General features: G+C 61.3%; 22 protein-coding genes and 1 pseudogene. 7 read left to right on the top strand and 16 right to left on the bottom strand.

Annotated elements, in window-relative coordinates; translation table 11 throughout:
• Positions 1-238 precede the first annotated feature (238 nt).
• From O1A05_RS10650 to O1A05_RS10635, 5 genes and pseudogenes are all read left to right on the top strand, one after another.
• Positions 239-1,057: an IS110 family transposase gene (locus O1A05_RS10650; protein ID WP_270105188.1), complete on the top strand. Its 819-nt coding sequence runs from the start codon at positions 239-241 to the stop codon at positions 1,055-1,057.
• A gap of 124 nt (positions 1,058-1,181) precedes the next feature.
• Positions 1,182-2,765 (top strand): IS21 family transposase, encoded by a 1,584-nt coding sequence (gene istA, locus O1A05_RS10645; RefSeq protein WP_270105187.1) that lies wholly within the window; start codon positions 1,182-1,184, stop codon positions 2,763-2,765.
• A gap of 8 nt (positions 2,766-2,773) precedes the next feature.
• Positions 2,774-3,580 (top strand): ATP-binding protein, encoded by an 807-nt coding sequence (locus O1A05_RS10640; protein WP_270105186.1) that lies wholly within the window; start codon positions 2,774-2,776, stop codon positions 3,578-3,580.
• Between the two features lie 148 nt (positions 3,581-3,728).
• A complete protein-coding gene (locus tag O1A05_RS15740; protein WP_442867630.1) occupies positions 3,729-3,860 on the top strand; it encodes a hypothetical protein in 132 nt (43 codons plus the stop codon).
• Positions 3,861-3,982: 122 nt separating this feature from the next.
• A pseudogene (locus tag O1A05_RS10635) lies at positions 3,983-4,210 on the top strand (integrase core domain-containing protein); the annotation flags it as partial.
• A 364-nt stretch (positions 4,211-4,574) separates the two neighbouring features.
• Here O1A05_RS10635 and O1A05_RS10630 read toward each other — a convergent pair.
• The 5 genes from O1A05_RS10630 to O1A05_RS10610 form a co-directional block, all read right to left on the bottom strand.
• On the bottom strand, positions 4,575-4,976 hold the full coding sequence (locus tag O1A05_RS10630) for a cytochrome c oxidase subunit 4 (RefSeq protein WP_270105185.1): 402 nt from the start codon (positions 4,974-4,976) through the stop codon (positions 4,575-4,577).
• Entirely contained in the window at positions 4,973-6,688 is a 1,716-nt protein-coding gene (gene ctaD / locus O1A05_RS10625; RefSeq protein WP_270105184.1) for an aa3-type cytochrome oxidase subunit I, read from the bottom strand. Before ctaD ends, O1A05_RS10630 begins: the two co-directional genes overlap by 4 nt.
• 2 nt (positions 6,689-6,690) lie before the next feature.
• Positions 6,691-7,590, bottom strand: a complete 900-nt coding sequence (ctaC, locus tag O1A05_RS10620) for an aa3-type cytochrome oxidase subunit II (RefSeq protein WP_270105183.1) — start codon at positions 7,588-7,590, stop codon at positions 6,691-6,693.
• A gap of 219 nt (positions 7,591-7,809) precedes the next feature.
• The gene (locus O1A05_RS10615) at positions 7,810-8,202 is read right to left on the bottom strand and encodes a HesB/IscA family protein (protein ID WP_270105182.1); all 393 of its coding nucleotides are present in this window, start codon (positions 8,200-8,202) and stop codon (positions 7,810-7,812) included.
• A 107-nt stretch (positions 8,203-8,309) separates the two neighbouring features.
• Positions 8,310-9,698: a dipeptidase gene (locus O1A05_RS10610; RefSeq protein ID WP_270105180.1), complete on the bottom strand. Its 1,389-nt coding sequence runs from the start codon at positions 9,696-9,698 to the stop codon at positions 8,310-8,312.
• A 54-nt stretch (positions 9,699-9,752) separates the two neighbouring features.
• On the opposite strand from O1A05_RS10610, the gene O1A05_RS10605 reads away from it, so the two are divergent.
• Complete coding sequence (locus O1A05_RS10605) at positions 9,753-10,355, top strand: DUF3043 domain-containing protein (RefSeq protein ID WP_270105179.1); 603 nt, start codon at positions 9,753-9,755, stop codon at positions 10,353-10,355.
• A gap of 40 nt (positions 10,356-10,395) precedes the next feature.
• On the opposite strand, the gene O1A05_RS10600 is transcribed toward O1A05_RS10605, so the two are convergent.
• Complete coding sequence (locus O1A05_RS10600; protein ID WP_270105178.1) at positions 10,396-11,514, bottom strand: quinone-dependent dihydroorotate dehydrogenase; 1,119 nt, start codon at positions 11,512-11,514, stop codon at positions 10,396-10,398.
• Positions 11,515-11,559: 45 nt separating this feature from the next.
• Between O1A05_RS10600 and O1A05_RS10595 the strand changes: the two genes are divergently transcribed.
• On the top strand, positions 11,560-12,558 hold the full coding sequence (locus O1A05_RS10595; RefSeq protein WP_270105177.1) for an alpha/beta hydrolase: 999 nt from the start codon (positions 11,560-11,562) through the stop codon (positions 12,556-12,558).
• Here the strand turns inward: O1A05_RS10595 and O1A05_RS10590 are convergent.
• From O1A05_RS10590 to hrcA, 10 genes are all read right to left on the bottom strand, one after another.
• Positions 12,546-13,337, bottom strand: a complete 792-nt coding sequence (locus tag O1A05_RS10590; protein WP_270105175.1) for an isoprenyl transferase — start codon at positions 13,335-13,337, stop codon at positions 12,546-12,548. The genes O1A05_RS10595 and O1A05_RS10590 overlap by 13 nt on opposite strands.
• Positions 13,338-13,347: 10 nt before the next feature.
• Positions 13,348-14,055, bottom strand: coding sequence for a DNA repair protein RecO (recO, locus tag O1A05_RS10585; RefSeq protein WP_270105174.1), 708 nt, complete (start codon positions 14,053-14,055; stop codon positions 13,348-13,350).
• Positions 14,056-14,116: 61 nt separating this feature from the next.
• Complete coding sequence (leuA, locus tag O1A05_RS10580; protein WP_270105173.1) at positions 14,117-15,862, bottom strand: 2-isopropylmalate synthase; 1,746 nt, start codon at positions 15,860-15,862, stop codon at positions 14,117-14,119.
• A 280-nt stretch (positions 15,863-16,142) separates the two neighbouring features.
• On the bottom strand, positions 16,143-17,099 hold the full coding sequence (era, locus tag O1A05_RS10575) for a GTPase Era (RefSeq protein ID WP_270105172.1): 957 nt from the start codon (positions 17,097-17,099) through the stop codon (positions 16,143-16,145).
• Positions 17,096-18,433: a hemolysin family protein gene (locus O1A05_RS10570; protein ID WP_270105171.1), complete on the bottom strand. Its 1,338-nt coding sequence runs from the start codon at positions 18,431-18,433 to the stop codon at positions 17,096-17,098. Before O1A05_RS10570 ends, era begins: the two co-directional genes overlap by 4 nt.
• A gap of 3 nt (positions 18,434-18,436) precedes the next feature.
• The gene (gene ybeY, locus O1A05_RS10565; protein ID WP_270105170.1) at positions 18,437-18,907 is read right to left on the bottom strand and encodes an rRNA maturation RNase YbeY; all 471 of its coding nucleotides are present in this window, start codon (positions 18,905-18,907) and stop codon (positions 18,437-18,439) included.
• Positions 18,897-19,973, bottom strand: coding sequence for a PhoH family protein (locus O1A05_RS10560; RefSeq protein ID WP_442867629.1), 1,077 nt, complete (start codon positions 19,971-19,973; stop codon positions 18,897-18,899). The genes ybeY and O1A05_RS10560 overlap by 11 nt, the downstream gene beginning before the upstream one ends.
• A gap of 76 nt (positions 19,974-20,049) precedes the next feature.
• Entirely contained in the window at positions 20,050-20,814 is a 765-nt protein-coding gene (locus O1A05_RS10555; protein WP_270105169.1) for a 16S rRNA (uracil(1498)-N(3))-methyltransferase, read from the bottom strand.
• Positions 20,807-21,928, bottom strand: a complete 1,122-nt coding sequence (dnaJ, locus tag O1A05_RS10550) for a molecular chaperone DnaJ (protein ID WP_270105168.1) — start codon at positions 21,926-21,928, stop codon at positions 20,807-20,809. Before dnaJ ends, O1A05_RS10555 begins: the two co-directional genes overlap by 8 nt.
• Positions 21,929-21,998: 70 nt before the next feature.
• The gene (gene hrcA, locus O1A05_RS10545; RefSeq protein ID WP_270105167.1) at positions 21,999-23,012 is read right to left on the bottom strand and encodes a heat-inducible transcriptional repressor HrcA; all 1,014 of its coding nucleotides are present in this window, start codon (positions 23,010-23,012) and stop codon (positions 21,999-22,001) included.
• Positions 23,013-23,107: the final 95 nt, after the last annotated feature.

Here is a 23,107-nt window from a genome sequence, read left to right as displayed (position 1 = left end):
CGCAAGAATCGGGGAGTCCCGGCCGCAGTACTCTGACCCATGCTTATGATTGGCCCGCAGGGTGCCTTGGCGTTGATCTGTCGGGTCTGCGGTCGGGCGTGCAGCAAGCGTTGCCGCCGGATCGGGCGTGACCTAATAGGAGCCTGGAGCAGCCTGGTCAAAGCGTCCCCATGACAGTCCTGTCCACCCGCCGGCGACAGCGTGACACCCACGCTCATCGGCAGGAGGAACAGAAGCTATGGACACCATAGACACCGACCGTTCCGGGCATGTCGTCATCGGGGTCGACACCTACAAGTACATCCACGTGGCTGCTGTGATGGATTCCATCGGCGGGATTCTAGCTACACTAACGATCGCCACGGATGTCGCAGGCTATAAACAACTGCTGGAGTGGGCGGCCGGGTTTGGCAAGATTATCGCTTTCGGAATTGAGGGCACCGGCTCCTACGGTGCTGGGCTGACCTCGTTCTTGAGGCGGAATGATCACAAAGTCATTGAGGTTTCCCGACCGGATCGACGGTTAAGGCGGCTGAATGGCAAATCCGACACGCTGGATGCTGAGAACGCTGCCCGGGCGGTGCTGGCAGGCTTCGCCACCGCTACGCCGAAGTCTGCCGACGGTGCGGTGGAGATGATCCGGCAGCTGAAGGTTGCCCACGATACCGCGGTCAAGGACAGGACCGGGGCAATGATCACGCTCAAGGCGATGCTCATCCACGCATCAGAAGACCTGCGCCGTGAAACAGCAGGGAAGACCCAGAAGATGATCGCTCGTCACTGTGCTGGGCTACGCCCACGCGGACTGAACACCCCGGAGGATGCTAACCGCCACGTACTGCGTTCGATTGCCAAGCGCTGGATGACGCTCAATGACGAAATCATTGAACTGGAGGAGATGATCAAGGACCTCGTGGCCCAGCGAGCACCGCACCTGCTGGAGAGATTCGGCATCGGGGTCGACACCGCCGCGGAGATCCTGATCGTTGCCGGCGATAACCCTGAGCGCATCAGAAACGAAGCTGCGTTCGCGAAACTGGCGCATAGCGTTAGATGAAAGCGCTGGTCTGGGTACCTGGAAGCGTTGTTCTGGGTATGTGGTAGCACTGTGGTCTGCTGAGGAGTAGCGGCGTCGTCCGGCGCTGCTTTCTCTTCTAGATTCATGGAAGCAGGCCTTCATCGTGGTTGATTACAAGAAGATCATGTCTCTGTTGCTGGAGTCGCGGTCTTATCGAGATATCGCTGAGTCCTTAGGATGTTCTCAACGAGACGTCGCTAAAGCCCGTGCGGTGATCAAGGAGCACGGCCTCACAGGTGATCAAGTAGCTGTCATGACCGTAGAACGGGTAGAGGAACTCTTCCCCGATCGGCGCCGACGAGTTGCAGGTGAGTATCTAGCGCCGGAATTCGGCCCGGTCGTGGCATCGATGCGTTCGAACCGTCACTTCACTTTGCTCCAGGGGTGGAGAACTTATCTCGGTGTGGCCTCCGAACTGCGGAAATACTCGTATTCTCAGTACTGCCACCTCTTCAGCGATTACGCGGCAAGAAACGATCTTGTAGCCACTTTGCACCATGAACCGGGGCGGGCGGTATTCATCGATTGGGCCGGTGACACCCTCCAGGTCTGCGACGCGGTCACCGGTGAAATCACCAAGGTCTACTTGTTCGTCGCGGTGTTGCCGTACTCGGGGTTGGTGTACTGCACGGGGTGCACTGATATGCGTATGAACGCGTGGTTGAGCGCTCACAAGGCAGCTTTCGAGTATTTCGGCGGGGTGCCCCAGATTGTGGTCCCTGATAACGCGCCCACTGCTACTCACCGCCCTACCAAAGGTGAGTCTGCCCGGGTCGTGAATCCGAAGTACCAGCAGTTAGCCGATCACTACGCAACGGCGATCGTGCCTGCCAGGGTGCGCAAGCCTCGAGACAAAGCCGCCGTAGAATCTGCCGTTCAGGTGATCAACAAGCGAGTCATCGGATATCTCTGCGAAGACGTCTTCACGACCGTTACCGAGCTCAACACCGCGATCGCTGTTCGGATGAGGGAAATCAATGAAGAGATCCGCCGGGCTGATGGGACCACCAGGGCCGAACGATTCATGGCAGAAGAGGCATCTGCTTTGGGAGGCTTGCCTGTTGAGGGGTTTGAAGATGTTGAATACCGGCAGGTCAAAGTGGGACGGAATTATCATGTGACCTGCGATTATCAGCACTACTCAGTGCCTCACCGACTCGCAGGTCAATTGCTGCGAGCACGACTGACGGATCAACAGGTCAGTATCTTCGATGGCGATGCCATCGTTGCAGAGCACCGACGAAAACACGGCCGCCGGGGCCAGTACTCCACTGATTCCGCGCATGTACCGGCCCAGCATCAAGACGTTGCGGGGTTGTGGTCTCGTGATTGGTTTATCCGTCGGGCGGCCGCGTTTGGGCCGGCCACCGTGGAGATCATCACCGCGGTCTTAGACCGCCATAAGATCGAGGCTCAGGGGTATCTGGAGTGCCAGAACATTCTCGAGTCCCTGGGCAAGCGCGATAAGCAACGCCTCGAGGCTGCGTGCACGCAGTTAGCCAACCTGGGTGGGTATGCCAGCTATTCCGGACTCAAGCGACTCATGGCTGCCATTGATTCTGATACGAAAACATCTCGGCCACACAGGCCAGCAGCCGCCACCATCAAGCCCCAGCCGGCCGTCGATACCCTCGATCCAGCACAGATCTACGTGCGTGGAGCTGACTACTACCAGCAGGGACGGTGAACAGCGCCATGACCACGACACCGGCGAGCCCGGCCTTGATGAATTCAGTGTTCACTACCGAGGACAAAGAGAAGTTTCGTACCTTACGGATCACTCACTTGGCTGCGAAGTTCGAAGAACTCATCATCGATGAGAGCAACGACCACCTGACCCCGGAGCAAATATTCCTGGCGGCCGTTGATGACGCTTTAGACCAGCGAAGAGTGAAGAACATTCAGAAACTGCTCCTGGCTGCTCAGCTACCGATCATGCGGGCCTCGATCGCGGAGATCCATTATCAAGAAGGACGGAACATTACCCCAGCCAGGATGGCCCGCTACGCCGCACATGACTGGGCCAATGAGACCGCTAACCTGTTGATCACCTCGCCCACAGGAGGAGGAAAGACCTATATTGCCTGCGCGATTGCCGTAGCGGCATGTCACAACGAGCATAAAGTCTTCTACACCCGCATGGACGAGCTCGCTCGTCGTCTCGTCATCGCTCGAGGCGATGGCATCGCTCATCAGGCCTTGTTGAACCGGCTATCTGATGCGGATCTACTCATCATCGACGATTTCCTGACCGTCGGTATTGACCCTGAAGCCGCGAACGATCTTTTCGCGATACTGGCAAACCGAGAACACCGGGCAGCCACCATGATCGCTTCTCAAACCGGGCCCGCGTACTGGGCTTCAGCTCTCCCTGACAGAATCGCTGCGGATAGTATCGTCAATCGACTGGCGAATAATGCCCGGACGATAAACCTTGGCGACATTGATATGCGGCGCCACCAAGGTGAACAGACACGAGCTGCCCCTGGCTACTGGGAGTAGAAAAACTCGAGAAACCGACGACCGGGAAGCATCATAGAGGTGCTTCCCGGTCGTCAGAACTCCGCTACCACTTACCCAGACCAGCGCTTTCATCTAAGGCTATGCGCCAAAACTGGCAGGCATCAGCCCCATCCCGGCAGGTTCAGGGATGACCAGTGGCAAACATCGCATCAATCAAGGCGGGCACAGACAGCTCAATGCTGCGATTTTGCCGCACCGTAATCGTCAGGATGAGATTCCACGAACCCACAATCGCCTACGTCGCACGCCGAACTGCTGAGGGCAAATCCAAGCGCGAGATCATCCGCTGCCTAAAACGCTACGTGATCCGAGAGGTTTACCACCTCGTCAAGACCGACCCGAGGACCGGAGAAATCGCGAGTTGACAACTATAGGAGCATCAACGCTCTGGCTGAGCCGGTCAACGGGCTGTACAAGACGGAGCTAATCTACTCTCAGCCCTCATGGGCCTCTCTGACGGAGGTGGAGTTCGCCACGATGAACTGGGTCCACTGGTGGAACACCACCCGAGTCCACGAGCAATTGGGCTACCGCACCCCTGCGGAAGTCGAGACCAGATACTATGATCACCACCGGGACCTAGAGCCAACACCAAAATCTCGGAAATGAACCCAGGACGATTCACTGGCGCTCAGCGTCACCCTCCGTAGTTAAAGCTCCCGGTGCCCAGACGCACGAACCACTGCCCCAGTCAGAGCGCATATTCAACCGACTTCATGCAACATCATGCGAGTGTCGTCGACCGCCGGTGATCTGATTACCGCCCCGGCTGGAAGCGAATTGACGCATAGCGTTCCGGAGTTTTGGATGCTTACCTGCTCTCTACCAGCGTCAAAACCTGTATTCCAACGCCGAAGGGCCACGGAAGAAAGTTGACGTCCGCAGTGGGCCGTGCGGCTTCCAAGCACACAAAAAACGCGGTCCTCCATCATTTCTGATGGAGGACCCCGTGCCTGGTGAAACGGTATATCCCTTAGTGGGCGTGATCTCCCTTGGAGTACTCGAAGACCCAGCCAACCAGGAAGAACAGTGCTGCGCCAACTCCGATGTAGAAGACCCACCAGCCGATCGCCAGACCGGCGAAGACGATGGCACATGCGGTACCCAGGCCCAGTGGCCACCAGCTCCAGGGTGCGAAGCGACCGTATTCGCCAGCGTACTCACTGATCTCGCCCTCGGCCTGATCAGACGGCCCATCACCGTACTTGTTATCCGTGAGCTGAAGATAGAACGCGATCATCAGCACCATAGCGCCAACGGCATAGAGGGCTGGAATGCCGGCCCACTCGGTCCAGCGGACCCAGAAACCGTAGATGGTCCCAATGATGATGAAGAAGACACCGAGGATGGTGAAGAGCTTGATGTTTACTTTCATCGCGATGCAGCCGCCTTTTCTCCGAACACCTCAGGCTTGTTCTGAGGCGACATGGGCAACAGTTCCGGGTGGTGCAGGTCGAGCGCAGGACGCTCGGAGCGGATACGCGGAAGAGCGTGGAAGTTGTGTCGCGGCGGCGGGCAGGAAGTTGCCCACTCCAGCGAGGCACCGAAGCCCCACGGATCGTCCACAGTGACCTTCTTGCCCTTGCGCGAGGTGATGTACACGTTCCAGAAGAACGGGATCATCGATGCACCCAGGACGAAGGCGAACACGGTGGAGAACTGGTTCATCCCGGTGAAGCCGTCCTCGACCAGGTAATCGGCGTAACGACGCGGCATACCCATAACACCCAACCAGTGCTGGATCAGGAAGGTGCCGTGGAAGCCGACGAACAGCATCCAGAACTGAATCTTTCCCAGACGCTCGTTGAGCATCTTACCGGTGAACTTTGGCCACCAGAAGAAGAAGCCAGCGAACATGGCGAACACGACAGTACCGAAGACAACGTAGTGGAAGTGGGCCACCACGAAGTAGGTATCCGAGACGTGGAAGTCCAGAGGCGGCATAGCCAGGATCACACCAGTCAGACCACCGAACAGGAAGGTGACCATGAATCCGAGCGACCACAACATGGGTGTTTCGAAGGTAATAGACCCTCGCCACATCGTTCCAATCCAGTTGACGAACTTCACACCTGTTGGCACTGCAATCAGCATGGTCATCAGTGAGAAGAACGGCAGAAGCACGGAGCCGGTGACGTACATGTGGTGAGCCCACACGGTTACGGACAGTGCGGCAATGGCAGTGGTCGCGAAAACCAGTGACTTGTAACCGAAGATCGGTTTACGGCTGAACACCGGAATGATCTCCGACACGATACCGAAGAACGGCAGAGCGATCACGTAAACCTCTGGGTGACCGAAGAACCAGAAGAGGTGCTGCCACAGGATGGCGCCACCGTTTTCCGGGTCAAAGATGTGACCACCGAAGCGCCGGTCCATGCCCAGTGCGAACAGTGCCGAAGCTAGCGGGGGGAAGATCATGACGAGCAGGATGCCCGTGATCAGTGCGTTCCAGGTGAAGATCGGCATACGCCACATCGTCATACCCGGAGCACGCATGCAGATGATCGTGGTCACGAAGTTCACGCCGCCCATGATGGTGCCGAAGCCCTGCAGGCCGAGCCCGAAGACCCATAGGTCACCACCGATACCCGGTGAGTACGTGGTGTTTGATAGTGGCGCATAAGCGAACCAGCCGAAGGATGCAGCACCCTGGGGGGTCAAGAAGCCCGAAACTGCAATCAGCGAGCCGAACAGGAAGAGCCAGAAGGCCAGGGCGTTCAAACGCGGGAAGGCCACATCCGGAGCACCAATCTGCAACGGGACCAAGACGTTCGCGAAGCCAACAAACAGCGGCGTAGCGAACATGAGCAGCATCACCGTGCCGTGCATGGTGAACAACTGGTTGAACTGTTCCTTCGTCTGCAGGATCTGCATACCTGGCTCAAAAAGCTCGGCACGGATGACGAGAGCCATCACACCGGCGATGCAGAAGAACAGGAAGGACGTGATCAGGTACATGTACCCGATCGTCTTATGGTCAGTGGTAGTCAGCCAGTTGACGATGATCCGTCCCTTGGAGACCGGCACGACGCGCGGCTGAGTTCCAGCCTGCGATTCATCTTGTGCGTATTCGTAAGTTGTCATGGTTACTCCTCAACCCGCTCGGGGTCGCCCAACGGAACTTCCTGGTCCTGCCAGCCGTCCTCATTTTCGTTCGGGTTTCGGTTGAGCTCGTTGCCAGTCAAGCCCTCAGGCATCTGGGAAAGCTCGTCACGGAATTCCTGCTCGGAGACGACCTCAACGTTGAAGAGCATCTCGGAGTGGTACTCACCGCAGAGCTCAGCACACTTGCCCTGGAAGATACCCTCTTCCTGAGGAGTCAGGTAGATGTGGTTGGTCTGACCGGGGATCATGTCAAGCTTCTGCAGGAAGGCCGGGATCCAGAAGGAGTGGATCACATCGCGGGTCTTGAGACGGAACTCGACCGGGACGTCAGCCGGCAGGTACATCGTGGGCAGGGTCTCTTCGACGCCTTCTTCACCGGTGAGGTGCGCCTGGGTGCCGAAGTAGTGGCGCTCTTCGCCGTCGTATTCGTAGTCGAAGTCCCAGGCCCACTGCTTGCCGTACACGGTGACAACGAGCGGCGAGTCCTCCACGGGGGTGTCAACCTGACGCTGAACGCGGTCAGAGAAGCCCCATAGCACGAACACAATAATGATCGGCATGATGGTGAACATGGTCTCGATCGGCATGTTGTAAGCCGTCTGGCGAGGGAAGCCTACGTCGTTCTTGCGACGACGGTACGCCACCATGCACCACAGCATCAGACCCCAGGCGATGAGACCGACGATGAGCGCGGTAACCCAGGACCCCACCCAGAGATCAGTCAACGCGGCGGTGTGGTTGGTGGTGTCTCGACTGCCTGGCAGCCAGCCGCGCTGGACCTGCTCTGAACAGCCCGTCAGCACCAGGATGGCGACGGTGGCCAGCGCTCCCCCCTTCAGGAGACGCTTGCCCTGGCTGCCGGTTAGATTCTGCGATCTCACAGACGGCCCTTCCTCTTCAACATTGAGTGCGATGTGTCTACGTGTAGCCTACAGGCTTTTGCCAGATGGATTTGAGCCAGGGCACAGGTTGACCACGATGATTACTAGTCCATGGTAGTTCTTTTCGACCCTGTGTAGTAACCATGACACGACGACGGCGGGTCACCAACAAAAACTGCTCGTGACCCGCCGTGATGTTTCGCCGTCGCGTGACTTTTCTTAGTGGAAAGAGTCTCCGCAGGCACACGATCCTGCTGCATTGGGATTGTCAATGGTGAAGCCGACCTTCTGAATGGTGTCTTCGAAATCGATGGAAGCACCGGCAAGATATGGAACGGACATCTTGTCCACGATCACCTGAACTCCGTTGAAATCGCGGACAGCGTCACCGTCGAGAACCCGCTCGTCGAAATACAGCTGGTAAATCAGACCCGAGCATCCGCCGGGCTGTACAGCAACGCGCAGACGCAGGTCGGGACGACCCTCCTGCTCAAGGAGGTCATGGACCTTCTCGGCCGCCAAATCGGAGAGCTGGACTTCGTGCTCGGGCAACCCCTCAGCCGGCTGAGTCTCGGGCAATTCCACCGTGGTTTCTTCGGTTCCTGCGGTCATGGTCTACTCCTCGTCAATCCGTGCAATGTGCAGACACGTTCTTGATCTATTACAACACTGATCTGACCCTGATTCATTCCCAGCACGGTGTTGTGAGTTCGTGCAGATCAACTTTCAGCCAAGTCCGCCAAGAACAGCGCTTCCGCGACGATGGCATTCTTGAACTCACCAAGATGCAAAGACTCGTTAGCTGAGTGCGCTCGCGAGTCCGGGTCCTCGACCCCGGTGATCAGAATCGAGGCTTGCGGGAAAACCTCGCGCAGATCCGCGGTAAAGGGAATCGAACCGCCCATCCCCGCCTCGACGGGCGCGCTCCCCCAGGCTGTTTCCAACGCTTTCAGCATCTTTTGCGCTGAAGGGTCGCTGACGTCGGTGAGAAATGGCTGGCCGAATTCCCCGGCCTCGATGAAGACTTGGGCTCCGCCGAGGTCTTGTTCTTCGACATGTGCCTTCAGCGCCGCGAACGCCTGGTGTGGTTCTTGGCCGGGACCTAGTCGCAGGGAGAATTTCGCCCGCGCCGTGGGTAATAGCGTGTTCGAGGACATCTCGATGCTGGGGATATCCGTGCCGATAATGCTCAGCGCTGGCTGGTTCCACAGGCGATCGGCCAAGGGACCGTTCCCGGCCAACTCAAGACCATCTACCGCCGAACTATCGTGACGGAAATCTACTTCCGGGTAGTCCAGGGAGGTGGAGTGTTGTGCCTCCAGGCCCTTGATCGCCACCGCACCAGAGGAATCGTGCAGTGTGGCAACCAACCGTGCCAGCACCGTCGGGGCGTCGAGAATCGGTCCACCGTACATTCCGGAATGCACGGCGTGGTTCAGCACACGCACTCCGATGATCCCGTCCACCAGTCCGCGCAGAGAGGTGGTCAGCGCCGGGACACCGATCTTCCAGTTCGAGGAATCGGCGACGATGATGGCGTCGGCTTCCAGACGGTCACGATGTCGTTCCAAGAAAGGACGGAACGTGGGTGAACCGGCTTCTTCTTCACCCTCGATAAAGAAGCGAATGCCGAGTCCGTGGTCTGCGCCCAGCACCTGAGACAACACCGCTGCGGCGGTGAGGTGGACCATGATGCCGGCTTTGTCATCGGCGGCGCCGCGACCATAGAGCCGGTCTCCCCGTTGCTCGGCCACAAACGGTTCCGATTCCCACAGGTTCCGGTCTCCCACGGGCTGAACGTCGTGATGGGCGTAGAGCAACACCGTCGGTTTTCCGGGAGCGGCCGGACGCTGAGCCAGCACCGCAGGACCGCCGAGTACCACCTCGCCATCGTGAGTAACGGTTTCAGCAACGATATCGACATCGTCGAAGCCGAGATCCCGCAGTAGGGTCGCGACGGCGTCAGCAGAGCGCTCGAGTGGCTCACGATCGAAACTGGGCCAGGCGATGCCGTTGATGGCGACCAGTTCGGTCAAGGTGCGCAGGGTTTCGTCCCATCGTTCTTCCACGACGGCACGGATTTCGTCGGTCAGGTGCTGTGAAGTCATTCTCTCAGCGTAGTGCCTGACATCACGTTGTCTGCGAGCCCGTAGACTGGTGGGGTGTTTGGACGGAAAAAGAACTCAGAGAATTCAGCCGTTGAGTCGGCGGAGACGGTCGAGGAGACCGCCGCGGAGCAGCGCGCAGCTGGCCCCACCGGTAAAAGTGGGCCCACCCCGAAGCGCAAGGATCAGGAAGCCGCTCGGAAGCGGCCTCTTGTTCCGGACGATCGCAAGGCCGCCCGTGCCGCCCAGCGACAGGCGGTGGCAGAGCAGCGCGCCAAAATGCGGATCGCCATGGAAACCGGCGACGAGCGGCACATGCCTTACCGTGACCGCGGCCCCCAGAAGCGTTTTGCCCGCGATTACGTGGATGCCCGCTACGGCATTGGCGAGTGGCTGATGTTGATCGTGTTGGTGTTTCTGGTGCTGTCATTCATTCCGATTCAGGCGCTGATCAGTGCGACCACGATCCTGATGCTCGCCACCGTAGGCCTGGTGGTGCTCGAGGGTTTCTGGGTGAACCGCAAGCTCAAGCGCGAGCTGGAACGCAAGTTCGGCGTGGTAGAGCCCGGTGTGCGCTGGTACGGCACCATGCGCGCCATGCAGTTGCGCCGTCTGCGTCTGCCCAAGCCGCAGGTGCGCCGAGGCCAGTTCCCCAGCTGAAGAGCCGGGGCTGATGCCGCAACTGCTGCGTCGCCCCGGATTACTTCCAGGCGCGCAGGTTGCGGTGCAGATCGCGGTTGATGCGCCCAGCCCAGAACGGGCCTTGGTAGAGGAACGCCGTGTAGCCCTGAACCAGGTCGGCGCCGCGACGGAGTCGTTCAATGACGTCGGCACCATCGGTGACGCCACCCACAGAAATCACCGCGGTGTCGGTGTCCAGTTCCGCCCGCAGCAAGTCCAGCACTTCCAGGGAACGCTGACGCACTGGTTTCCCGGAGACTCCCCCGGCACCGAAGGACTCCACGGTCTCGATGTCGGTCACCAAACCCTCGCGCGAAATGGTGGTGTTGGTGGCGATGACGCCGGCGAGGCCGAGCTCCTGGGCCATGGCGGCCACCGCCGAGACATCATCGTCGGCCAGGTCCGGAGCGATCTTCACGGCCAGCGGCACCCGGCGTCCGGTGGAGCGATCCGCGTGGTACTGCACGGTTTCTAGCAAGGGTGCCAGTGACTCGATCTGCTGCAGCTGCCGCAGCCCCGGAGTGTTCGGCGACGACACGTTCACCACCAAGTAGTCCGCGTGACGAGCCAAGAGCCTCGTGGAGACCACATAGTCCTCCACCGCATCGTCCAGTTCCACCACCTTGGTTTTTCCGATGTTCACCCCGAGGACGGGGCGGGTACGACCGTACCGGCGGGTTAGCCGCCGTCGCGTGGCAGCCAACCGGGGCGCGACGGCTTCTGCGCCGTCGTTGTTGAATCCCATGCGGTTAATCAGGCCTTCGTCCTCCACCAGTCGAAACAAGCGCGGTTCGGGATTACCCGGTTGTGCCTGGCCGGTGATGGTTCCCACCTCAATGTGGCCGAAGCCAAGATCGGCCAGTGCGGCGGTGCCGATCCCCTGCTTGTCAAAGCCCGCGGCTAATCCGAACGGCGAGGGGAAGTTCAACCCCATCACCGTGGTGGCCACATCGGCTTTCGGCCGCAGTGCGGCACGCAGACCCGCGGAAACACCAGATTTTTCGGTAGCTTTGATCATCGAGAACCCGACGTGATGTGCCTGTTCGGCCGGCATTCCTGCGAACACGGCATTGAAGAAGGCCGGGTACACAGCAGGGGCGTTAGACAAGCGGAGTGCATCATTCGGGGCAAGAGTCATGACAGCATTCAACCACGGGTAGCGATGCCGGTACGATTCGAAACCATGGACGAACTTCTCGCGGATTCCCCTCCCGGTGTGTGGGTTCCGGATATTTTGCCGGGCTTTGAGCGACTGACCATTCCGCTGGGCGAAGATGACGAGGGCCCGGTGGTGGCCACGCTGGTGCGGATGGATGGGCAACATCGTCCCAACGGCGGTTCGGCCGGGAACGATCGTCCGGTTCTGCTGTACCTGCATGGCTGGGCGGATTACTTCTATAACCGGGAATTAGCCGTGCGTTGTGAGAACGCCGGTGTCCGGTTTTATGCGCTGGATTTGCGCAAGTACGGTCGCTCACTGCGCGAGGGGCAGACACCGGGCTTCACCGAGTCACTGGACCTCTACGACGACGAGATCGGCGCTGCCTTTCACCTGTTGCGCAGCGAACACCCGAACAGTCCGGCGCCGGTGCTGGCTGGGCATTCCACGGGTGGGCTCGTCGCGAGCCTCTGGGCGGATCGGCACCCGCACCAGCTCAGCGCGCTGGTGCTGAACAGTGCCTGGCTAGAATTGATGGGGGCTAGTTGGGTGCGAGCCATGGCCACCGCGCTGGTGGATCCGATGAGCCGTATCAGCCCGACCTCGTCGATGGTCTTGCCACGGATTAACACGTATTGGCGGACCTTGTCTTCCCAGGCCGACGGGGAATGGGACCTACACCCACTCTGGCGCCCGGAGTATTCGTTCGAGGTGCCGCGCGGGTGGTTGGCTGCGGTGCTTCAAGGACACCGGCGCGTGGCCTCTGGTCTCAAGATCACCGCACCGATTTTAGCCCTCTTCTCGACGCAGTCCTATTTCGGTACCACCATTGATGAGCGTGCCCACTCTGCTGACATTGTCCTGGACGTGAAAATCCTGGCGCGGCGCGCAGTGAATCTAGGAAACGAGGTTACCGTATTGCGGCTACCGGGGGCGATGCATGATGTTTTCGCCTCGCGGCCGTCAGTACGCAATGACGCCATGGATCGCACCTTTCGGTGGCTGGAACGTCAGCTGGACTGATCCGGGGTATCGATCGCACCACCGTAGCGCCGGTCACGCCGCGCGAAGATGTCGACGGCGTCCCACAGGGTGGTGCGGTCCACATCGGGCCAGAGCACATCGAGAAAAACGAGCTCGGCGTAGGCGGACTGCCACAGGAGGTAGTTTGAGAGACGCTGCTCCCCCGAGGTGCGTAGGAACAAATCGACGTCGGGAACGTCGGGTTCATCGAGGTGCGCGCTGATCGTCGACTCTTTAATACCGCGGGAACTCAGCTGCCCGGCGGCGACCTTTTCAGCGATACCGCGCACGGCGTCGGTAATCTCCGCGCGCGAGCCGTAGTTGACACACATGGTCAGGTGGCAACGGTCATTGTTGCGAGTCTGTTCTTCGGCCACCTCGAGCTCCTTGATCACCGAGGACCACAGCCGGGGCGAGCGACCATTCCAGCGAATCCGTACGCCCCAGGAGTCCAGGGTGTCTCGCTGGCGGCGCAGCACGTCGCGGGAGAAGCCCATCAGAAAGCGCACCTCGTCGGGTGAACGCTTCCAGTTTTCCGTAGAGAACGCGTAGACGGTGACGTACTTAATGCCTAATTGAACCGCACCGGCCATCACATCCAATAGGGCGGCTTCTCCGGCGCGGTGTCCCTCGACGCGCGGCAGGCCACGCTGGTTGGCCCAGCGTCCGTTGCCGTCCATCACGATCGCCACGTGTTGCGGAATGAAGCGCGCCGGAATCGCCGGGGGCTGGGCACCGTCGCGATGTTCGTACGGCTCGCGGTAGGTCAACGACGTCATTAAGGGGCTTTCAGGTTTGGTCCATGACGGACAAGGAGCGCAGATTCTTCTCTACATGGAATTGTAAGTACCGTTCCACGACGCTGGCGGCTTCTTTCTGGTGCGACACATCGCTGGCATCGGCGGTCGCCCAGTCTCCGGCCAGCAGCGCGGCGAGCAATTGGATACTTTCCGGTGCGGGGGTTTGGGACCCGGAGGGACGGCAATCATCGCATACCACTCCCCCGACGCCGATATTCACGGAGCGGTGCGGGCCCTCTTTTCCGCATCGGGAGCACACGGTGAACGACGGCGCCCAGCCAGCGGTGGACAGCGCACGCAGAATGTAGGAGTTCAGAATGATGCGCGGAGCGTGTTCGGCCCGGGACAGCGAGGCCAGCGCCCCGTGTAGCAACCGGAATTGCGGTGCAGCCGCCGAGGCGTCGACGTCGGCCGTGGTGAGACGTTCGGCGGTCTCGACCATGGCCGACGCCGCCCCGTAGGAGTCGTAGTCTGCCGCTACCGTGGACCCGTAGGAGTGCAGCAGTTGGGTCTGCGAGACGATATCCAGGTTGCGTCCGCGAATGATTTGCATGCGGCTGTGCATGAACGGTTCCAGGGAGGAACCGAACTTGGACGACGCCCGGCGCACACCTTTAGCCACGGCCCGAATCTGGCCGTGATCGGCGGTGAGGAGCACGATGATCCGGTCTGCTTCACCCAGCTTGTAGGTGCGCAAGACCAGCCCTTCAGTGCGGTAGCTGTTCGCGGCGTACCCGCCGCCCCGTGACCGTGCCGAGTCAGACCCCGTTGCTCTCGTCGCGGATAGCCCGGTTCACCGCCGAAACGACTGCCTTCAAGGACGCCGTCGTCGTGTTGTGATCCAGGCCGATGCCCCACAGCACCCGGTCGCCCACCGCGCACTCCACATAAGCGGCGGCCATGGCCGATCCGCCTTCGCTCAGGGCGTGCTCGGAGTAATCCAGGACTCGCACATCGGTGCCTGCCTGGCCGAACAGCCGGACAAAGGCGTCGATAGGGCCGTTGCCTTCGCCGTGACGGGAGACGATCTCGCCGTCGACGTCCATCTCCACGTCCATGGTGTAGGTGCCGTCTTCGGTGGCGCTGCTGGTGGCCTTGCGCAGTGCGTAGCGGCCCCAGCGGTCGTCACCATCCTCGGAGGGCAGGTATTCCTTGCAGAAGATCTCCCAGAGCTGCTCTCCGGTGACTTCCCCGCCCTGGCCGTCGGTGTGGTCCTGGATGACCTGAGAGAACTCGATCTGGGCGCGGCGCGGCAAATCCAGGTTGTGTTCGGACTTGAGCAGGTAGGCGACGCCGCCCTTGCCGGACTGCGAGTTCACGCGGATCACAGCCTCGTAGCTACGACCGATGTCCTTCGGGTCGATGGGCAGGTAGGGCACGCCCCAGGTCACGTCGTCCACCGTGGTGCCGGTCGCGGCCGCTTCGGCGTCCATGGCTTCGAAGCCTTTCTTGATGGCGTCCTGGTGCGAGCCCGAGAAGGCGGTGAACACCAAGTCGCCGGCCCACGGTGAGCGCTCGTGGACACGCAGCTGGGTGGCATATTCGGCCGTGCGACGAATCTCGTCCATGTCGCTGAAGTCGATCATCGGGTCGATGCCCTGGCTGAAGAGATTCATGCCGAGGGTCACCAGATCGACGTTGCCGGTGCGCTCGCCGTTGCCGAACAAGCAGCCCTCGATGCGGTCGGCGCCGGCAAGGTAGCCCAGCTCGGCGGCCGCCACCCCGGTGCCGCGGTCGTTGTGGGGGTGCAGCGACAGGATGATGCCATCGCGGTGTTCCAGGTTCCGGTGCATCCACTCGATCGAGTCCGCGTACACGTTGGGGGTGGCCATCTCCACGGTGGCGGGCAGATTGAGGATCATCTGCCGGTCCACGGATGCCTCGAGGATGTGAGCCACTTCGGTGGAGATCCGTGCGGCGAACTCGAGCTCGGTACCGGTGAAGGACTCGGGCGAGTACTGGTAGAGGATCTCGGTGTCGGTGAGCTGCTCTTCGTACTTGCGGCACAACCGGGCACCCTGGGTCGCGATGTCGACAATGCCATCCATGTCCTGGCGGAACACCACCTTGCGCTGGAGCACGGAGGTGGAGTTGTAGAGGTGAACAATGGCACGGTGGCACCCCTCGATGGCCTCGTAGGTGCGCTCGATGAGGTGTTCGCGCGACTGGGTCAGCACCTGGATGGTGACGTCTTCGGGGATGCGGTCCTGCTCGATCAAGTCGCGGACGAAGTCAAAGTCGGTCTGTGAGGCCGAAGGGAAGCCCACCTCGATCTCTTTGTATCCCATCTTGATGAGCAACTCGAACATGCGCAGCTTGCGCTCTGGGCCCATCGGGTCGATGAGAGCCTGGTTGCCGTCGCGCAGGTCGACCGCGCACCAGCGAGGTGCTTCGGTGATGACCTTGTCGGGCCAGGTGCGATCGGGCAGATCGACGGTGATCTGGTCCTGGAAGGGGACATACTTGTGGAAGTTCATGCCCGAGGGCTTCTGGTAGTTGCGCATAGTGGTTTCCTGCCTTTCGTTCCAGATGAAGGTCATTCACCGGTCAAGAAATGTGCTGGCACCGAGCAGATCCGCGTGGTGCCGGGCAGGCCGTGACATGGTCCCTCCGCAACGGGGATCGGCCCTCTCCATCGTGGTGGAGGCGCGACGTGCTTAGATCGACGTCGGCTGTTCGGCCCCGTTGCGGCAGCATAGAAGTAGTAGCGCCGTGGTATCACCGCGGCGCTGGCTCGAAAGTGAGCTCTTCCATGAACGCATGATCACAGCCTAGCACTCCGATTCAGAAGCCGAGCCTATTGAGTTGTTTCGGGTCGCGTTGCCATTCTTTGGCCACTTTAACGCGCAGATCCAGGAAGACGGGAGTGCCGAGCAGTCGCTCGATATTGGTACGCGCCTGAGCGCCGATGGCGCGCAGCCGTGCGCCTTTTTTACCGATGATGATGCCCTTCTGCGAATCACGCTCCACATAGATTTGCGCCCAGATATCGACGAGCGGTCGGTCTTCTGGACGGTCCTCACGGGCCTGCATGTCTTCGACCACCACCGCGACGGAGTGCGGAAGCTCGTCCCGGACGTCTTCCAGGGCCGCTTCTCGAATGAGTTCGGCCACCAAGACGTGATCGGGCTCGTCGGTGAGTTCGCCGTCGGGGTACAACGGTGGCGATGCCGGCAGGTGCTGAGAGAGCACCTCGGCGACGACGTCTACCTGGTGGTCTTTGACCGCAGAGACGGGAACGATGTCGGCGAATCCGCCGTCGCCGATCTTGTTCGGCAGAAGTTCCTCTCCGAGACGCTGCACAGCCAGTAGCTGTTCGGTCAGCGCTGCGGGACCGGCCTTGTCTGTTTTGGTGACAAAGGCGATGATCGGTGTCCGGTTCAGTCCGGCCAACTGCTCCACAATGTAGCGGTCGCCGGGGCCGATCTTCTCATCGGCGGGAATGCAGAGACCGACGGCGTCCATTTCGGCCAGGGTAGCTTCCACAAGGTCGTTGAGGCGCTCGCCCAGCAGGGTGCGTGGCCGGTGGATACCGGGGGTGTCGACCAGAATGAGCTGGAAGTCCGGACGGTGCACGATTCCGCGGATGGTATGGCGCGTGGTCTGAGGTTTGGATGAGGTGATGGCCACCTTCTGCCCTACCAGCGCGTTGGTGAGGGTCGATTTTCCGGCGTTGGGGCGGCCGACCAGTGAAACAAATCCGGCCCGGTAGTTCTCAGGTGCGTCAACAGACAGGGTCATCGTTCCTCCTGGGTGGCCAGATGCGCGGTGTCGGTGGCATCGCTGTGATGCTCGTGTTCGGTGTGGGCGGCACGCCCGGAGCGGTTGCCCAGCCAGAGGCGGATGGTGGACACCCGGTTGCGGCGGCCTTGGAGGCCATCGACCCGCAGGCGCATCGAACCGAGCATGATCTCGGATCCTTCGATCGGCACACGGCCCAAGTGCTTAGCGAGCAGGCCGCCCACGGTGTCAACGTCGTCGTCATCTTCGAGATCGACATCGAAGGCTTCCGCAAAGTCCCCGACGTTCATCCGCGCGTTGATCAAGAACTCGCCCTCTACGACCGGGGTGATGTCCGGGGTGTCTTCGCGGTCGTATTCGTCTGAGATGTCGCCGACGATTTCTTCGATCAGGTCCTCGAGCGTGACGAGCCCGGCCGTCCCGCCGTATTCATCCACCACGATGGCGATATGAGTCGCTTCGCGCTGGAGTTCCTGGAGAAGCACTGAGACGGTCTTCGATTCGGGGACGAAACGCACGGGGCGCACCAGCCCGTCCACGGGGGTGAGCGGATCCATGCGTCGGGTATGCAGTGCTCGGGCGACATCCTTGAGGTACACGATGCCGCGCACGTCGTCGGCGTCCTCACCGATGAGCGGAATGCGCGAGGTTCCGGAACGCAGGAACAGGTTCATGGTGTTTTCGAGGGTGGTGCCCAGTTCCACGGTGACCACATCCGTACGCGGCACCATCACCGCGCGCACGATCGTGTCGCCCATGTCGAAGACCGATTGGATGAGCTCCGCCTCGGCATCTTCGAGCACGTCATTGTCGTTGGCGCGGGAGACGTACTCGCGGAAATGGCGCTCTTCCATCTCCGCGTTCTCTTCCTCATCATCGGTGGTGCTGAAGCCGGGGGCCGCGAACTTCGCGGGCAGCGGTCCTAACACCGCCGTCAACGTGCGCACCAGCCGGGCGGTCATCGCCACCGCGGTGACTTCCCAACGGGCCCCGACGGTCCGAGGGGACCAGACGACCAACAACAAGCACACCAACGCCATGGCCACGGTCGCCACGGCGGCGGAGAGCCAGACGTTGGCGAGGAAGAAATCGAGCAGCAGGGCGACCAGTACCGCGGCGGTGGTCTCAGTGAACAGCCGCCAGAAGCGCAGCGCGTGCAGGTGCTCAGGCAGCCGGTCCATGACGGTCAGCACGGGGTTCTTGGGACGGCGCAGCAGAATGCCTTCGGCCTGTTTCCGAGAGATGTAGGACAGTCCGGTCTCGGCCACGGAGAGCACCCAGCTCAGTCCGAGGAAGAACAGCAGCAGCAGCGCCATCACGATGGGGGTCAACATGGATTAGGTCTCCGTGGGGCTGGGGGCCGGGCGTCCCAGGAACGCAGTGAGCAGTTCGTTCTGCAGGGCGAACATCTGCTGCTTGTCGTCGGGCTCGTCGTGGTCGAAGCCCAGTAAGTGCAGCATTCCGTGGGTGGCCAGCAACAGGATCTCATCGTCGGTGGAGTGTCCCATGCGTTTCGCCTGCTGTGCCGCCACCGAGGGGCAGATCACGATGTCACCCAGCAACCCCTGCGTAGGCTGGGCCACGGTGCCGGGGCGCAACTCGTCCATGGGGAAGCTCATGACGTCGGTGGCGTCGGGTAGATCCATCCATTCAAGATGCAGCTGCTCCATGGCGGCGTCGTCCACACAGATCAGTGACAGCTCGGCTTCCGGGTGCAGGTGGAGGGACTCGTAGAGAAACGCGCACAACCGTTGAAGCGCTTCAACGTCGACGTCGTCGTCCGTCTCATTCAGAATCTCAACCGCCATGGTTGCCTCCTCGATCGTGGCCGGAGCGCCGTCGCGCGTTGCGAGGTCCGTGGGCGGGACGGCTAGCACCGGCACCGCGCAGATCCTGTTGTTCTTGGTAGGCATCAACAATCTTGGAAACGAGCCGATGCCGCACCACATCGGAGCTGGTCAGACGCACCACCGCAATATCTTCGATGCCTTCGAGGTACTCCACCGCTTGGGCCAGCCCGGAGTCGGTGTTGCGGGGCAGATCGACCTGGGAGGTGTCGCCGGTAATGACCATGTGCGAGTTGAAGCCCAGGCGGGTGAGGAACATTTTCATCTGCTCACCGGTGGTGTTCTGTGCTTCGTCGAGAATGATGAAGGCATCATTGAGGGTACGTCCACGCATATAGGCCAGCGGGGCCACCTCGATGGTGCCGGCCTCCATCAGGTGTGGGATCGACTCAGGTTCGATCATGTCGTGCAGCGCATCATAGAGCGGACGCAGATAGGGGTCGATCTTCTCATTGAGCGAGCCCGGCAGGTAGCCCAGCGATTCTCCGGCCTCCACCGCCGGGCGGGTGAGGATAATGCGGTTGACCTCGCGCGCTTGCAACGCCTGAACTGCTTTTGCCATCGCGAGGTAGGTCTTGCCGGTGCCGGCTGGGCCGAGCCCAAAGATGACGGTGTTGTGGTCGATGGCCTCGACGTAACTCTGTTGGTTGATCGTTTTGGGCCGGATGGCGCGACCGCGCGAGGAGACAATGGACTCCGTGCCCCGTCGGGCCGACATATCAGTGGGGTTGGCGGCCTGACGCACGGACGACACGGTTTGTTCAATGACGTCCGCCGAGACGGTCACCCCCGATTGGGCGGTGCCATGCAGCTCATCCACGATGGTCTCGGTCTGGCGCACCGCCGGGGCCGGGCCGGAAACGGTGAGGGTTTCTCCGCGTACGGACAGCCGGAGCCCGGGATAGACGCCTTCGAGCACGCGCAACAGCAGGTCTTGGGGACCGAAGGTTCGGATCATGGCGTCGGCGGACGAGAAGCTGATGCTGATTTCGTCGTCGGCGGAGGCTGGCTGTTCCAGGTCAGTCACAGTGGACGGGTCATCTCCCTCGGATGCTGGGTCGGGCTTGGTCAATCCCGCGGTTGCCTCAGTTTATCCCGGGTCCTCACCAGCGGGACAACAGTTGTTGGACGAGAGCGACCGCGATGGGTCCGGCCGTGGATGAACGCATGACGTGCTCGCCCATGCGCACCCGATACGCCCCGGCCTCAACCAGCGCGGACACCTCCGCATCACTGATGCCGCCTTCCGGGCCGACGACGAGCACCAAATCAACGGCGGCCCGCAGGTGTGCCGGTTCCCATCCGGACACAACAGCAGCCAACGAGTCGGTGGCGTTCTCGTCCAGGACGAGAACTATCGTGTCGCTGGCCACCAGGCCCGCAATGTCGGTGCCGGTCACGGGATCGCGCAAGGTAGGAACCCGAGTGCGGCGGGCCTGCTTGGCCGCCGTTTCCAGGCTCGTCCGCCATTTAGCCAGCGTTTTGTCGATTTTGTCGGACTTCAGCCGGACCACCGAGCGCTGAGCCTCCCACGGGATGACGGCGTCGACACCCACTTCAGTGGCCGTCTGGACGCCCAACAGGTCCCGGTCGCCTTTTGCCAGCGCCTGGACCAACACCAGACGCGGCTGCGCTTCGGGGGTGCTCCCCCACTGCTGGATCGTCACGGACATTGCGACGGCCGAGGTATCCGAGACCACGCCGGTGGCGTACTGCCCGCATCCATCGGCGACCAGTACGGTCTCCCCGGCCTGCAGCCGCATGGCTTTCACCGCGTGGGCGGATTCAGCCGAGCCGAGCCGTACCTGGTCGCCTTCTTCAAGACCAGCCAGGCTGCCGGCGGGCACCAGAAACAGCGGATCAGTCACGGTTACGCCAGTTCTCCTTGAGTTTGGAGAACAGCCCGCGAGTCTCGACCTGTCCGTGCACGATGTCTTCATGGCGCAGCTGGGCCAGCTTCTCGAGGAGCTCGCGCTGTTCGTCATCCAGCTTGGAAGGGGTCTCCACGCGCAGGGTCACCTTCAGATCGCCGCGACCGGTACCACGCAAGCGGCCAACGCCGAGTCCCTTCAGGGTGTGCACTTCGCCGGACTGGGTTCCGGGCTTGACCTTGATGGACTGCTCCCCGTCAAAAGTATCCAGGGTGACCTCGGTGCCCAGCGCCGCGGCCGTCATCGGCAGCGACATGGTGGCGGTCAGGTGCACGCCATCGCGGGTGAACACGTCGTGATTGCGGACGTCGATCTCCACGAACAGGTCACCATTGGGCCCCCCGCCGATACCGGCCTCGCCGCGCCCGGCGAGCTGGATGCGGGTGCCCACGTCCACACCGGCAGGGATCTTGATGGTCATCGATGCACGATCGCGCACTCGACCCTGCCCACCGCATTCGTGGCAGGGGCTGGGGATGGTGGTGCCGAAGCCACGGCACTGCGGGCACGGCTCAGCGGTCATCACGGTGCCCAGAATGGAGCGGACCGGGCGGCGTACTTGTCCCTGTCCGGCACAGTGGCTACAGGTCTCCGGAGAGGTACCGGGCTCGCAGCAGGTGCCGTTGCACGTCTCGCAGCGCACCGCGGTGTCGACCTCGATGGTCTTGTCCACGCCGAACACGGCGTCGTGGAGGTCGATCGGAACGGTGATCAGCGCATCCTGACCGCGCCGGGCACGGCTTGCCGGACCGGAGGCCTGTCCGCCACCAAAGAATGTCTCGAAAATATCGGAGAAGCCGCCGAAGCCGCCCGCACCACCGAAGCCGCCTGCGGCCTGTCCGTTCTCGTTACCCGTGGCGTCATAGTTGCGCCGCTTGTTCTCGTCCTGAAGCACATCGTAGGCGCGGGAGACGTTCTTGAATTCCTCAGCCGCCTCGGGTGAGGGGTTGTGGTCCGGGTGCAGTCGGCGGGCCTTCTTGCGGTAGGCGCGTTTGATCTCCTCGCGGGTCGCCTCGCGAGAGACACCCAGAACCTCATAGTGGTCAGCCACGGTGTCGAGTCTTCCTTCCAATCGGTGAAACGTCAGTTATGCGTGCGTGCCGGGATCCTCTTCCGGCGCGCTACTGCGCGAGAATGCGGGACAAATAGCGGGCGACAGCGCGCACTGCGGCCATCGTTCCGGGATAGTCCATGCGGGTCGGACCTACCACGCCCAGCTTCGAAATCTGGCCGGGGCCATATCCCGCGGCGATCACAGAGGTCTCGGCGAGCGAACCCGAATTCTCGGTGCCAATGCGTACCGAGAGTCCGTTGAGGTCTTGGTCCATTTCCGTGAGAAGCTTCAGCAACACGACCTGCTCCTCGAGGGCTTCCAAGATCGGTCCGATCGAGTACGGGAAGTCCCCCGGGGTGCGTGCCAGGTTAGCAGTGCCGGCCAAGATGATGCGATCTTCTCGGCCAGTGGCGAACAAGGCCTCCAGCGCCTCTCGCAAGGAACCGGCGAGGTGTTGTTCGGTCGGCGGAATCAGCTCCATCGCCACTTCCATGGCGGCCGAGGCATGCGCTGGCCCCACTCCCTGAAGGTGGCCAAGGAACGTCTGCTTGACGACGTCGAGGTCCGTCTCCGTGAACGGCTCCTCGATGGCGACGGTGCGCTGGTCCACTTTGCCGGAGGAGAGGATCAGTACCACCAGCACCCGGCCGTGTCCGAGCGAAACCATTTCCAGGTGCCGCACCGTCGCGGAGTCGAGGTGTGGATACTGGAGGATGGCGACCTGCTGGGTCAGCTGGGCAAGCAGCCGCACGCTGTGGGCCATCATGTCGTTGATGTCATCAGTGGCGTCCAAGAGCATCTGGACGGCGCGTTTCTCGGCCGCCGAAAGCGGGCGCACATCCGAGATCCGATCGACGAAGAGCCGGTAGCCCTTGTCCGTGGGGATGCGTCCAGCGGAAGTATGCGGGGCGGCGATCAGTCCTTCTTCTTCCAGCGCCGCCATGTCATTACGCACGGTGGCCGAGGACACTCCCAGATCGTGTCGATCCACCAGCGCTTTGGACCCCACCGGCTCACGGGAGGAGACATAGTCTTCGACGATCGCTTGCAGAACCTTCATTCGACGCGGCAATTCAGACATGTTCACCCCTCCTCAACCGAGTCAGCTGTCATTAGCACTCACTATTGCTCAGTGCTAAGTCTAGTACGTCAACGGCGCCCATTGCATCGTGGCGC

Origin of the sequence: Citricoccus sp. NR2, assembly GCF_027594385.1 — a bacterium.
GTDB lineage: Bacteria > Actinomycetota > Actinomycetes > Actinomycetales > Micrococcaceae > CmP2.
The sequence above is the reverse complement of the archived record's forward strand: the minus strand, read 5'-3'. Positions and strand labels throughout refer to the sequence as shown.